Below are 12,448 nucleotides of genomic sequence, written 5' to 3'. Positions count from 1 at the left end.
AGTCTGCCTTGCCGAACGGACATGGCACGGCTCCTGCTAAAGGGTTTGGGCAAAGACAAAAAAACGACTTTATTGTTCAAACATAAACCAGAGGGAAAGTCATGAAGAAACTGATTCTTGCAACAGCCATCGCCGCATCCTTCGTTTCTACCGTGGCCCGCGCCGAAGACGCCAAGCCGGATAATGAATTGAGCTTCAACGCCGCCGTGGTGAGCGACTACCGCTACCGCGGCCTGACCCAGACCCGTTTCGACCCGGCGCTGCAGGTTGGTGCTGACTACACGCACAACCCGACCGGTCTGTACGCCGGCACCTGGCTGAGCAACATCAAGTGGATCAAGGACGCCGGCACCCTCACCGGTACCGATACCAAGGGTAACGTCGAGTGGGACATCTACGGCGGCAAGCGCGGTGACATCGGCGGCGGTTTCACCTATGACGTCGGCGGCCTGTACTACTACTACCCGGGCAACACCCTGGCCAACAGCGGCGCCAAGAACGCCAATACCTTCGAACTGTACGGTCAGGTCGGTTACGGTCCGGCCTACTTCAAGTATTCGCAATCGCTGACCAACCTGTTCGGCGCCGTCAACAGCAAGTACAGCCAGTACTTCGATCTGGGTGCCAACATCGAGACCTACTATGGCGTCATGCTCGGTCTGCACCTCGGTCACCAGAACGTGCGTGGCAACCCCGGCCAGTTCAGCTATACCGACTGGAAGGTCGGCCTGTCCAAGACCTTCGACGACGCTGCCGGCATCACCCTGGGCCTGGCCTATGTCGGTACCGACCTGAAGGACGGCGTGACGACCACCCCGGCATCGGATGGCACCAAGAACGTCGGCAAGAACGGCTTCGTCTTCTCCATCAGCAAAACTTTCTAACAAGAGGTTCGTATGAAACTGATCACAGCGATCATCAAACCGTTCAAGCTGGACGAGGTGCGTGAAGCCCTCTCCGCGATCGGTGTGCAAGGCATCACCGTGACTGAAGTCAAGGGCTTCGGTCGTCAGAAAGGCCATACCGAGCTGTATCGCGGTGCCGAGTATGTGGTCGATTTCCTGCCCAAGACCAAGATCGAGGCGGCCGTCGACGACGCCATCGTCGAACGCGCCCTGGAAGCCATCGAGACTGCTGCCCGCACCGGCAAGATCGGCGACGGCAAGATCTTCGTCCAGGACCTGCTGGATGTGATCCGTATCCGCACCGGCGAGACCGGTAAAGACGCTCTGTAAAAAAGGGGAATTCTAATGAGCATGAAGAAAATGTTTTCCGGCGCGCTCGCCATTGGCGCGCTGTTGTTGGCGGTAGGCTTTACCGCTCCGGCCCAGGCGCAGGACGCGCCCAAGCCTGAAGCCGCAGCGGCCACCGCCGCTGCCCCGGCCGCTGCCGCTCCGGCTGCGCCCAAGGCTGACGCCGCTGCCCCGGCGGCGGCTCCCGCCGCACCGGCCGCTGCTGCTGCCGCGCCGGCACCGGTGCCCAACAAGGGCGATACCGCCTGGATGCTGGTCTGTACCGCCTTCGTCATCCTCATGACCCTGCCTGGCCTGGGTCTGTTCTACGGCGGCCTGGTCCGCAGCAAGAACATGCTGTCGGTGCTGATGCAGTGCTTCATGATCTTCTCGCTGATCTACATCCTGTGGTTCGTCTACGGCTACAGCATCGCGTTCACCGAGGGCAATGCCTTCTTCGGCGGATTCGACCGACTGTTCCTGCACGGCTTGACGGGTGACTCCAACACCGGCACCTTCAGCAAGGGCGTGGTCATTCCGGAACTGGTCTTCGTGGCCTTCCAGGGTGCGTTTGCCGCCATCACCGTGGCGCTGATCATCGGTTCCTTCGCCGAACGCGTGAAGTTCTCGGCGGTGATCCTGTTCTCGATCCTGTGGTTCACCTTCTCCTACCTGCCGATGGCCCACATGGTCTGGTTCTGGCCGGGTCCGGACGCCTTCACCGACGCTGCTGCCGCTGAAAAGGCGACCGCCATCTCGGGCTGGCTGTTCCAGAAGGGCGCGCTGGATTACGCTGGTGGCACCGTGGTGCACATCAACGCCGCCATTGCCGGCCTGGTCGGTTCCTACGTGATCGGCAAGCGTATCGGTTTCGGCAAGGAAGCCTTCAAGCCCCATAGCCTGACCCTGACCATGGTCGGTGCCTCGTTGCTGTGGTTCGGCTGGTTCGGCTTCAACGCCGGTTCCGGTCTGGAAGCCAACGGCACTGCTGCCCTGGCCTTCGTCAACACCATCCTGGCTACTGCTGCTGCCGTGCTGTCCTGGAGCTTCGGCGAATGGATCGGCAAGGGCAAGCCTTCCATGCTGGGTGCCGCTTCCGGTGCCGTCGCTGGCCTGGTGGCGATCACCCCGGCCGCTGGCTTCGTGGGCGTCATCGGCGCCGTGGTCATGGGCCTGATCGCTGGTCTGCTGTGCCTGTGGGGCGTGAGCGGTCTGAAGAAGATCCTGGGTTCGGACGACGCGCTGGATGTCTTCGGCGTGCACGGCGTGGGCGGCATCCTGGGTGCCATCCTGACCGGCGTGTTCGCAGCCCCCAGCCTGGGCGGCACCGGCATCTATGACTACGTGGCCAACGCCGTGGCACCGGATTACTCCATCGGCGGCCAGGTCTGGATCCAGTTCCAGGGCGTGCTGACCACCGTGATCCTGTCGGGTGTGGTCTCCTTCATCGCCTACAAGATCGTTGACGTCGTCATCGGCCTGCGTGTGACCGAGGAAGAAGAACGCGAAGGCCTGGATATCTCCAGCCACGGCGAATCGGCTTACCACTAAGCATCGCTCTACTGAGTCTGCAGTATTCCTTCGGGGCTGGAAACGGCCTCTTTATCAGGCGCCTTCGGGCGCCTGTTTTCATTTGTAGGCATTTGTAGGCGTTCGTACGCGTTCGTACGCTTCACAACATGAAGAAAAGCGCATACTTGTCATATCGCCAAGTTGTCTGCCGGGTTGTCGCTTTTTCGTCATTTTTCTTCATGAAAAAAGCTTTCCCGATGCAATGCCGCGTCGCAGGCGGATAATTCCCGAGTAATTGAGTCGGACTCTTTAAAATGCCGTCTTCATCGCCATGTGAACACTCCCGTCCACGCCTTTGCAGCGACCGTGGCCGGGCCGGGCTTTGCTGAAATGACAACGGCGGTTTCTACCGCGTTGCAACACGGTTTCAGGAATCCGCTAAAATCGACACTCGCTGCCGGCATTTACATCTCGTTAAGGTCTTTTATGGTCCCGCATCTTGTCACCGCTCTCAATGGTCCCCTGCTGGAGCTGGAGAAGAAAATCCTGGGCGCCACGCCGGCCATCGAACGCTGGTTCCGCATGGAGTGGCAGGAGCACACGCCGCCCTTCTATTGCTCGGTCGACCTGCGCAACGCCGGTTTCAAGCTGGCCCCGGTCGACACCAACCTGTTCCCGGGCGGCTTCAACAACCTCTCCCCGGAGATGCTGCCGCTGGCGGTGCAGGCGGCCATGGCGGCCATCGAGAAATACTGTCCGGATGCGCGCAATCTGCTGCTGATCCCGGAAACCCAGCCCGGCAACACCTTCTACCTGCAGAACATCGGCCGTCTGATGCAGATCTTCCGCCAGACCGGCCTGAACGTACGCCTGGGCAGCCTGGCGCCGGGCGCAGCCAAGCCGCAGCAGATCGAGCTGCCCGACGGCACCCATATCACGCTGGAACCGCTGGAGCGCTCGGCCAATGGCCGCCGCCTGGGCCTGAAGAACTTCGATCCCTGCACCGTGCTGCTCAACAACGACCTCTCCAGCGGCATTCCCTCGGTGCTGGAAGGGCTACATGAACAAAGCGTCCTGCCGCCGCTGCATGCGGGCTGGGCGCTGCGCCGCAAGAGCAATCACTTTGCCGCCTACGATGAAGTGGTGAAGAAATTTTCCAAAATGGTCGAGGTCGACCCGTGGATGCTCAATCCGCTCTTCGCCAAGGTCGGCGACATCGATTTCCAGGAGAACACCGGCACCGACGCGCTGGCCGACAGCGTCTCCTCGCTGCTGTCGAAGATCCGCAAGAAGTACAAGGAATACGGCATCAAGGAGCAGCCTTTCGTCTTCATCAAGGCCAATGCCGGCACCTACGGCATGGGCATCATGGCGGTCAAGGATGCCAGCGAGATCAAGGATCTGAACCGCAAGCAGCGCACCGGCATGCTGGCCGGCAAGGAAGGGCTGGAAGTCTCGGAAGTGATCGTGCAGGAAGGCGTGCACTCCTTTGAGCGCATCAACCAGGCCGTGGCCGAGCCGGTGGTCTACATGATCGACCGCTACGTGGTAGGCGGATTCTATCGCGTGCATGCCGAGCGCGGCGTCAATGAAAACCTCAATGCGCCCGGCGCGCATTTCGTGCCGCTGGCCTTCGCCCAGCAGCATGCCTTGCCGGACATGCACGCCAAGCCGGGCACGGCTGCCCCCAACCGTTTCTACATGTATGGGGTGGTGGCGCGGCTGGCCTTGCTGGCCGCCTCGGTGGAGATGGAAAAGACCGACCCCAACCCGGAAGTTTATTAATATCGCGCCCTTGCCAGGCACAACAGGACCCTAGCCTCATGAAAATCGCTTTCCTCGCCGATCCTCTGGAGTCGTTCAAGACGTACAAGGATTCCACCTTCGCCATGATGCGCGAGGCCGCGCGTCGCGGCCACAGTATCTACGCCTTTGAACAGGGCGACCTGGTGCTGGAAAGCGGCCTGGTGACGGCCAATGCCTGCAAGATCACCCTGACCGGTGATGCCGATGACTGGTATCGCGCCGACAAGCCGGCGTCGTCCTTCCTCTCCGAATTCGATGCGGTGATCGTGCGCAAGGATCCGCCCTTCGACATGGAGTACATCTACACCACCTACCTGCTGGAACTGGCCGAGAAGCAGGGCGCGCGCGTATTCAACAAACCGGCAGCGATCCGCAGCCACAACGAGAAGCTGGCCATTGCCCAGTTCCCGCAGTACACCGCGCCGACCCTGGTCACGCGCGACGCCAGGCGTCTGCGCGCCTTCCACGACGAGCACCAGGACGTGATCCTGAAACCCCTCGATGGCATGGGCGGCATGGGCATCTTCCGCGTCAAGGCCGATGGCATGAACCTGGGCTCCATCATCGAAACCCTGACCGACAACGGTCAACGCACGATCATGGCACAGCGTTTCATTCCCCAGATCAGCGCAGGCGACAAGCGCATTCTCCTCATCGGCGGCAAGGTGGTGCCCAATGTGCTGGCACGCATTCCGCAGGGCAACGAGGTGCGCGGCAACCTGGCCGCGGGCGGTTTGGGCAAAGCGCAGCCGGCATCGGCACGCGACATCGAGATCGGCGAGGCGCTCGGTCCGATCTTGTATCAACGTGGCCTGTTGCTGGTAGGATTGGATGCGATCGGCGACTATCTCACCGAAATCAACGTGACCAGCCCGACCTGCTTCCAGGAAATCACCGAGCAGACCGGGTTTGATGTGGCGGCGATGTTCGTGGATGCACTGGAGGCAGCCGCAGGGGCAGCAGAGGCAACAGGGTCGGTCCGATAATGGGATCGACAGAGCATGACGGGCTGCTCGGGGAAAAGCGCGTCGCATCAGATGGCAACAATTCCATGGTTGGTATTCTTCTCTTGACGCACGCCCCGCTGGGGCAAGCTTTCCTGGCCGCCGCCACGCACGTCTTCCGCGGCCGTCCCGAACGGATGGAGGCGATCGACGTGATCGCCGACCAGAACCCGGCGGAGGTGCAAAAACTGGCCATCGAGGCCGTCGGTCGCCTCGACGATGGCAGCGGCGTACTGGTCATCACCGATGTCATGGGCGGCACGCCCTCCAACTGTACGGGCTTCCTGTGCGGATTGGGCAACGTGCAGGTGATCGCCGGCATCAGCCTGCCCATGTTGCTGCGGGCGCTGACCTACCGTAACGACACGCTGGATGTGGTGGTTGAAATGGCGCTGGCAGGCGGCCAGAATGGTGCGGTGCGCATCGACAACCGCATCCGGGTGGCGGCGTCGGCGTGAACCTTGCGCCTGGCCGCATCGAACCGCGCCAACACGATAAAAACGAAAGCAGAACATGATTCAAAAAGAACTCGAAATCGTCAACAAGCTGGGCCTGCACGCGCGCGCCTCGGCCAAGCTCACCCAGCTGGCCGGCAAGTTCAAGAGCGAAGTCTGGCTGACCTTCAACAAGCGCCGCGTCAATGCCAAGTCCATCATGGGCGTGATGATGCTGGCCGCCGGCAAGGGCAGCATCGTCACCCTGGAAACCGAGGGCGCCGACGAGCAGGAATGCTTCACCGCACTGGAAGCGCTGATTGCCGACAAGTTCGGCGAAGGCCAGTAATCCCCTTCACTGCACTTGCGGTATTGCGCCGCAACATCGTGGCATGGCTGGAATGCTTCTTGCGACATGTCAAGGCCCGTGCATTTCCTGTGCGGGTTGAAACAATGTTCATATACGCTGCTTGTCCTATAGTCTTTGGCGCAGCCCGCCCGGTCGTGATTGCCAAATCATTATTTGTTCGGTAACTTGCTTGAGCTACCGCGCGCTGGCAACACGGCGGACTATAAGAAAACAGGCAGGAGATACGCGATGGCTTCATTCAGCTTACATGGAATCGCGGTGTCGCAAGGCATCGCCATCGGACGCGCGCACTTGATGGCGCCGGCCGCACTGGACGTCAAACATTACCTGATCGCACCCGATCAGGTCGAGGCCGAGATCGGGCGCCTGAAGAGCGCGGTCAAGGCGGTGCACCAGGAACTTCATATCATCCGTTCCGAATTGCCCAAGGATGCGCCGCCCGAACTGGGCGCCTTCATCGATGTGCATTCATTGATTCTGTCGGACCCGATGCTGGCCGAGGTGCCGCAGGACATCATCCGCCATCGCTACTACAACGCCGAATGGGCGCTGGTGACGCAGATCGAGGAATTGTCGGCGCAGTTCGACGAGATCGAGGATCCCTACCTGCGCGAGCGCAAGGCCGACATCCAGCAGGTCGGCGAGCGCATCCTCAAGGTCCTCACCGGCAGCGCCGGCCAACTGCCACCTACCGGCGAAGCCGCCGCCAACATCATCGTGGTGGCCCACGACATCTCGCCGGCCGACATGCTGCAGTTCCGCGAGAGTGCCTTCGCCGGCTTCGTCACCGATCTGGGCGGTCCCAATTCGCATACCGCCATCGTGGCCCGCAGCCTGGCCATTCCGGCGGCCGTGGGCATGCACAATGCTTCGGTGCTGGTCAAGCACGACGATGTGCTCATCATCGATGGCGATGCCGGCGTGGTCATCGTCGATCCTTCCCCGCTGGTGCTGGCGCAGTATCGCGCGCGCCAGGAACGCCTGCTGCGCGAGCGGAAGAAACTTTCACGTCTCAAGAAAACCCCGGCCATCACTCAGGATGGCGAACCCATCACGTTGCTGGCCAACATCGAGTTGCCCAACGATGCCGCCAATGCCTTCGAGGCCGGCGCCATGGGGATCGGTCTGTTCCGTTCGGAATTCCTGTTCATGGGGCGCGCCGGTCATCTGGAAAAATTCCCCAGCGAGGATGAACAGTTCGAGTCCTACAAGCAGGCCGTCATCGCCATGAAGGGCAGGGTGGTCACCATCCGTACCCTGGATGTGGGCGCCGACAAGCCGCTGGACGAGGACGAGGAAACGGCCCTGAACCCGGCGCTGGGCTTGCGTGCGATCCGCTATTGCCTGTCCGAGCCGCAGATGTTTCTGACGCAGTTGCGCGCCATCCTGCGTGCCTCGGCTTATGGTCCCATCAAGCTGCTGGTGCCGATGATGGCGCATGCCTTCGAGATCGACCAGACGCTGGCCATGATCGAACAGGCCAAGCAGCAACTGCGCGAGCGCAAGCAGAAGTTCGATGAAGAGATCCCGGTCGGTGCCATGATCGAGATCCCGGCGGCGGCGCTGGCGCTGCCCTTGTTCATCAAGCGGCTGGACTTTCTCTCCATCGGCACCAATGACCTGATCCAGTACACCCTGGCCATCGACCGCGTAGACCACGAGGTGGCGCATCTCTACGACCCGCTGCATCCGGCGGTGCTGTTCCTGCTCTCCACCGTCATCACCCAGGGGCGCAAGGCCGGCATTCCGGTCTCGGTGTGCGGCGAAATGGCCGGTGACCTCAAATGGACGCGCCTGTTGCTGGGCATGGGGCTGCTGGAATTCTCCATGCACCCTTCGCAGATCCTGTCGGTGAAGAACGAGATCTTGAACAGCGACCTGCGCCTGCTGGAGCCGCAGGTCAAGAAGGTGCTGCGCGCCAGCGAACCGGCCGCCATCGCGGCGGCCATGGCGCAGTTGCAGGCGCTGCAGGCCGAACCCGCCATGGCCGAGGCCAGAGTCGCCACGCGCCGTCGTTAAGCAGCATGACGCATGCCGGGCAGGGCCGTTTGACGGGTCTGCCCGACTTGGGTATTCTTACACCACTGCGCCGATTTGAACGGTTTGACCAACTTCAGCTTGCGGGCGCCGGGATACTGATCCCATCTAAATGCGGCTAAAGCGAGCTTGGATCGGCTGTTCCTCCCAAGACGTAGCGTAGCCCCATCGATGAGTGAGCCCGCAAGCAATGCTTCCGGGCTTTTTTGTTGCCCGCGCACGAGACTGGCCACCCCGCCCGGCGAAGCGACCGCCAGCATCGCTCGCACCGAGCCCCCTGGCGCCGAGTCACTTACGCAGAACAATCATGTCGATGGCAATCGTATCGCCCCAGGTCATGCACTTCGCCGAGCCGCTGCCGCTGCAGAGCGGCGCCTCGCTGGCGGACTACTCGCTGACCTATGAAACCTACGGCACCCTCAATGCCGACAAATCCAATGCCGTGCTGGTCTGCCACGCGCTCAATGCCTCCCATCACGTGGCCGGCGTCTATGCCGACGATCCTGACAACGTCGGCTGGTGGGACAACATGGTCGGTCCCGGCAAGTCCCTGGATACGGACCGCTTCTTCGTCATCGGTGTCAACAACCTGGGTTCCTGTTTCGGCTCGACCGGCCCGATGCACCCCAACCCGGCCACCGGCAAGCCCTATGGCGCCGATTTCCCGGTGGTGACGGTGGAAGACTGGGTCAACGCCCAGGCGCGCCTGGCCGACCGGCTCGGCATCGCCTGCTTCGCCGCCGTCATGGGTGGCTCGCTGGGCGGCATGCAGGCGCTGGCCTGGAGCATGATGTATCCGGATCGCCTGCGTCACTGTCTGGTGATCGCCTCCACGCCCAAACTGTCGGCCCAGAACATCGCCTTCAACGATGTGGCGCGGCAGGCCATCCTGACCGATCCGCAGTATCACGGTGGCGATTTCTATGCGCATGGCGTGGTGCCCAAGAATGGCTTGCGGGTGGCGCGCATGGTGGGGCATATCACCTATCTGTCGGATGACGACATGGCCGAGAAATTCGGCCGCGACCTGCGCTCGGGGCAGTATCAGTTCGGCTATGGCGTGGATTTCGAGATCGAGTCCTACCTGCGTTACCAGGGCGACAAGTTCTCGACCTATTTCGACGCCAACACCTATCTGCTCATCACCAAGGCGCTGGACTATTTCGACCCGGCCCAGGAATTCGGCGGCGATCTGGCCAAGGCGTTCGCCCGTACCCGGGCCAAGTTCCTGCTGGTGTCCTTCACCACGGACTGGCGCTTCTCGCCCGAACGCAGCCGCGAGATGGTGCAGGCGCTGGTGGCCAACAAGCGCCGCGTGAGCTATGCCGAAATCGACGCCCCGCACGGGCATGACGCTTTCCTGCTGGACGATGCGCGCTATATGAAGGTGGTGCGCGAATACTACGGAAGTATCTGGACTGAACTGCAGCAGGAGGGCCGCGCATGACTTTCGAACAATTGAGCGCACTGCGCCCCGACCTGGCCTTCATTGCCCACTGGGTGCGCGAGAAGTCGCAGGTGCTGGACCTGGGGTGCGGCGATGGCGTGATGCTGGATTATTTGCAGAGCGACAAGGGCTGTACCGGCTACGGGGTGGAGATCGACGATGCGCAGATTCCCAAGTGCGTGGCACGCAATGTCTCGGTGATCCAGCAGGACTTGAACGGCGGTCTGGCCATGTTCGAGGACAATGCCTTCGATACCGTGCTGTGCCTGTCTGCGCTGCAGATGGTCAAGGATGTGGAGGGGACCCTGCGCGAAATCGCCCGGGTCGGGCGCGAGGTGACGGTGTCCTTCCCCAACTTTGCCTACTGGCCGCACCGCGTGGCGCTCCTGCGCGGGCGCATGCCGGTGTCCAGGAGCCTGCCGTACCAGTGGTATGATACGCCGAACCTGCGCTGCGCCACGATCCGCGACTTCGAGGCGCTGGCCAACGAGCTGGGGCTGGAAGTGCTGGAATGCGTCGCCCTGAAGGACGGCAAACCGGTGCGCTACTTCCCCAACTGGCGCGGCAGCCTGGCGGTGTTCAGGCTGCGCAAGCGCTAGCCGGAAATTTGCAGAAAGCTTCACCATGTCCCGCAGACGCCGGCCCGGCAGCGCCCACCGCTGGCCACCGGCGTTTTTTTGTTTCATCTTCCGCGTTTTTCGAGCCGAGCCGCCCCACCTTATGACCGCACCCGCCGCTTCCTGGCATCAATACCTGAACCGGCGCATGCTGATCTGCGTCTTCCTTGGGTTCACCTCCGGCCTGCCGCTGTTCATCCTGCTGAGCCTGTTGCAGGCCTGGCTGGCCAAGTCCGGGCTGAACGTCAAGACCCTCGGACTGTTCGCGCTGGTGATGTTCCCCTATACCTGGAAATTCGTCTGGTCGCCGCTGATGGACCGCTTCCACTTCGGGCGCATGGGCCGACGGCGTGGCTGGATGGTGTCCACGCAGCTGCTGCTGTTCCTGGCCATTGGCGGCATGGGCATGCTCGACCCGCTCTCCGACGTCAGCACGATTGCCATCATGGCCTCGGTGGTGGCCTTCCTCTCGGCCAGCCAGGACATCGCCATCGATGCCTACCGGCGCGAGATCCTGCCCGAAGCCGAACTGGGCCTGGGCAGTGCCATCCACGTCAATGCCTACAAGCTCTCCGGCATGGTGCCGGGCGCGCTGTCGCTGGTGCTGGCCGATCAACTGCCCTGGCCGACGGTGTTCTGGATCACGGCGGCCTTCATGCTGCCGGGGCTGCTGTGCTCGCTGGTAGTCAAGGAACCCAAGGTCTATGGCACCCCGCCCAAGAATCTTTATGAAGCCGTGGTGCTGCCGTTCCGTGAATTCATCGCCCGTGGCGGCTGGGGCAATGCGCTGTGGGTGCTGGGCTTCATCTTCCTCTACAAGCTGGGCGACAGCATGGCCACCGCCCTGGCCACCAAGTTCTATATCGACCTGGGCTTTTCAATGACCGAGATCGGCGTGGTCTCCAAGACCACCAGCCTTTGGGCCAGCGTGGCTGGTGGCATCATCGGCGGCATCTGGATGGTGCGGCTGGGCATCAACCGGGGTTTGTGGGTGTTCGGGGTGCTGCAGGCCATTCCTATCCTGGGCTTTGCCTGGCTGGCCCACGTCGGTGCCAGCCTGCCGGTGCTGGCGGTGGTGATCGGGATGGAAGCCTTTGGCGTGGGGCTGGGTACCACGGCCTTCGTGGCCTACATCATGCGTGAGACCGATCCACGTTATACGGCGACGCAGTTCGCCTTGTTCACCAGTTTGATGGCCGTGCCGCGTACTTTTGTGAATTCTTCGGTCGGTTATATCGTCGCCGACACCGGCTGGTTAAATTTTTTTCTAATTTGTTTCGTTCTGGCCTTGCCTGGAATGCTGATGTTGCCTAGAATTGCGCCCTGGAATGAAAAGCCGGTTGAGTCGCAGACACAAAAAGCCTGAAGATTCGAAAAAACGTCGCGGGTCGTTCCTCTGAGCAATATCCGGCAGTCGATAAAATATTTAGCGTTGAAGCGAAAATTTATTTGACAGTCCAGCGATGTTCCTCTATAGTTTTGAGTTCCCTGCACGGAGAGGTGGCCGAGTGGTTAATGGCAGCAGACTGTAAATCTGCCCTCTTACGAGTACGCTGGTTCGAATCCAGCCCTCTCCACCATTAGGCCGGGAGTCAAAGCAGTCTGCAGTACATACGCGATCGAAAGACGCGGCGGTTGTGAAGTGAACGTTGTTTCCTCGCGGGTGTAGCTCAATGGTAGAGCTGAAGCCTTCCAAGCTTAAGACGAGGGTTCGATTCCCTTCACCCGCTCCAAGTTTTGGTCCGGCTGCATGTTTGGTTGTTGTGCAGTCGGAAAAATGCCCTTGTAGCTCAGTGGTAGAGCACTCCCTTGGTAAGGGAGAGGCCACGTGTTCAATCCACGTCAAGGGCACCAGTTTCTCGTCGTATCGCTGACAAGTCAGTAATCAGTCGGGCGTGTTGCCTGGACATTCTCATCAAATTTAGGAGTCTAAGATGGCAAAAGGCAAGTTTGAACGGACCAAGCCGCACGTGAACGTCGGCACCATCG

Annotated in this window: 11 protein-coding genes and 3 tRNA genes; all 14 read left to right on the top strand. The window is 61.3% G+C overall.

The features are described from left to right. The first annotated feature begins 101 nt into the window (after positions 1-101). The 14 genes from HNO82_RS16980 (at position 102) to HNO82_RS16915 (ending at position 12,313) form a co-directional block, all read left to right on the top strand. Positions 102-884: a TorF family putative porin gene (locus HNO82_RS16980; protein ID WP_008334077.1), complete on the top strand. Its 783-nt coding sequence runs from the start codon at positions 102-104 to the stop codon at positions 882-884. Between the two features lie 12 nt (positions 885-896). Then, a complete protein-coding gene (locus tag HNO82_RS16975; protein WP_006713297.1) occupies positions 897-1,235 on the top strand; it encodes a P-II family nitrogen regulator in 339 nt (112 codons plus the stop codon). 15 nt (positions 1,236-1,250) lie between these two features. Continuing rightward, the gene (locus HNO82_RS16970) at positions 1,251-2,783 is read left to right on the top strand and encodes an ammonium transporter (protein WP_175344514.1); all 1,533 of its coding nucleotides are present in this window, start codon (positions 1,251-1,253) and stop codon (positions 2,781-2,783) included. Positions 2,784-3,230: 447 nt separating this feature from the next. Continuing rightward, positions 3,231-4,529, top strand: a complete 1,299-nt coding sequence (gene gshA / locus HNO82_RS16965) for a glutamate--cysteine ligase (RefSeq protein WP_008334081.1) — start codon at positions 3,231-3,233, stop codon at positions 4,527-4,529. A 38-nt stretch (positions 4,530-4,567) separates the two neighbouring features. Continuing rightward, positions 4,568-5,536: a glutathione synthase gene (gene gshB / locus HNO82_RS16960; RefSeq protein ID WP_175344513.1), complete on the top strand. Its 969-nt coding sequence runs from the start codon at positions 4,568-4,570 to the stop codon at positions 5,534-5,536. A gap of 65 nt (positions 5,537-5,601) precedes the next feature. After that, a complete protein-coding gene (locus HNO82_RS16955; RefSeq protein WP_008334083.1) occupies positions 5,602-6,012 on the top strand; it encodes a PTS sugar transporter subunit IIA in 411 nt (136 codons plus the stop codon). Positions 6,013-6,067: 55 nt separating this feature from the next. Then, on the top strand, positions 6,068-6,337 hold the full coding sequence (locus HNO82_RS16950) for an HPr family phosphocarrier protein (RefSeq protein WP_175344512.1): 270 nt from the start codon (positions 6,068-6,070) through the stop codon (positions 6,335-6,337). A 249-nt stretch (positions 6,338-6,586) separates the two neighbouring features. Beyond that, complete coding sequence (gene ptsP / locus HNO82_RS16945) at positions 6,587-8,377, top strand: phosphoenolpyruvate--protein phosphotransferase (protein WP_008334085.1); 1,791 nt, start codon at positions 6,587-6,589, stop codon at positions 8,375-8,377. A gap of 325 nt (positions 8,378-8,702) precedes the next feature. Then, positions 8,703-9,842: a homoserine O-succinyltransferase MetX gene (gene metX, locus HNO82_RS16940; RefSeq protein ID WP_008334086.1), complete on the top strand. Its 1,140-nt coding sequence runs from the start codon at positions 8,703-8,705 to the stop codon at positions 9,840-9,842. Then, complete coding sequence (metW, locus tag HNO82_RS16935; RefSeq protein ID WP_008334087.1) at positions 9,839-10,441, top strand: methionine biosynthesis protein MetW; 603 nt, start codon at positions 9,839-9,841, stop codon at positions 10,439-10,441. The genes metX and metW overlap by 4 nt, the downstream gene beginning before the upstream one ends. A 121-nt stretch (positions 10,442-10,562) precedes the next feature. Beyond that, positions 10,563-11,825: an AmpG family muropeptide MFS transporter gene (locus HNO82_RS16930; RefSeq protein WP_175344511.1), complete on the top strand. Its 1,263-nt coding sequence runs from the start codon at positions 10,563-10,565 to the stop codon at positions 11,823-11,825. 128 nt (positions 11,826-11,953) lie between these two features. After that, positions 11,954-12,039, top strand: a tRNA-Tyr gene (locus tag HNO82_RS16925). A 79-nt stretch (positions 12,040-12,118) separates the two neighbouring features. After that, positions 12,119-12,192: transfer RNA gene (locus HNO82_RS16920), tRNA-Gly, on the top strand. 46 nt (positions 12,193-12,238) lie between these two features. Beyond that, positions 12,239-12,313: transfer RNA gene (locus HNO82_RS16915), tRNA-Thr, on the top strand. Positions 12,314-12,448: the final 135 nt, after the last annotated feature.

Source organism: Herbaspirillum sp. C9C3 (assembly GCF_013359625.1).
GTDB lineage: Bacteria > Pseudomonadota > Gammaproteobacteria > Burkholderiales > Burkholderiaceae_D > Herbaspirillum.
The sequence above is the reverse complement of the archived record's forward strand: the minus strand, read 5'-3'. Positions and strand labels throughout refer to the sequence as shown.

Excerpts from the sequence above, each read along its gene's own strand:
- HNO82_RS16980 (WP_008334077.1), top strand. The coding sequence starts at position 102 with ATGAAGAAACTGATTCTTGCAACAGCCATCGCCGCATCCTTCGTTTCT.
- HNO82_RS16975 (WP_006713297.1), top strand. The coding sequence starts at position 897 with ATGAAACTGATCACAGCGATCATCAAACCGTTCAAGCTGGACGAGGTG.
- HNO82_RS16970 (WP_175344514.1), top strand. The coding sequence starts at position 1,251 with ATGAGCATGAAGAAAATGTTTTCCGGCGCGCTCGCCATTGGCGCGCTG.
- gshA (WP_008334081.1), top strand. The coding sequence starts at position 3,231 with ATGGTCCCGCATCTTGTCACCGCTCTCAATGGTCCCCTGCTGGAGCTG.
- gshB (WP_175344513.1), top strand. The coding sequence starts at position 4,568 with ATGAAAATCGCTTTCCTCGCCGATCCTCTGGAGTCGTTCAAGACGTAC.
- HNO82_RS16955 (WP_008334083.1), top strand. The coding sequence starts at position 5,602 with ATGGTTGGTATTCTTCTCTTGACGCACGCCCCGCTGGGGCAAGCTTTC.
- HNO82_RS16950 (WP_175344512.1), top strand. The coding sequence starts at position 6,068 with ATGATTCAAAAAGAACTCGAAATCGTCAACAAGCTGGGCCTGCACGCG.
- ptsP (WP_008334085.1), top strand. The coding sequence starts at position 6,587 with ATGGCTTCATTCAGCTTACATGGAATCGCGGTGTCGCAAGGCATCGCC.
- metX (WP_008334086.1), top strand. The coding sequence starts at position 8,703 with ATGTCGATGGCAATCGTATCGCCCCAGGTCATGCACTTCGCCGAGCCG.
- metW (WP_008334087.1), top strand. The coding sequence starts at position 9,839 with ATGACTTTCGAACAATTGAGCGCACTGCGCCCCGACCTGGCCTTCATT.
- HNO82_RS16930 (WP_175344511.1), top strand. The coding sequence starts at position 10,563 with ATGACCGCACCCGCCGCTTCCTGGCATCAATACCTGAACCGGCGCATG.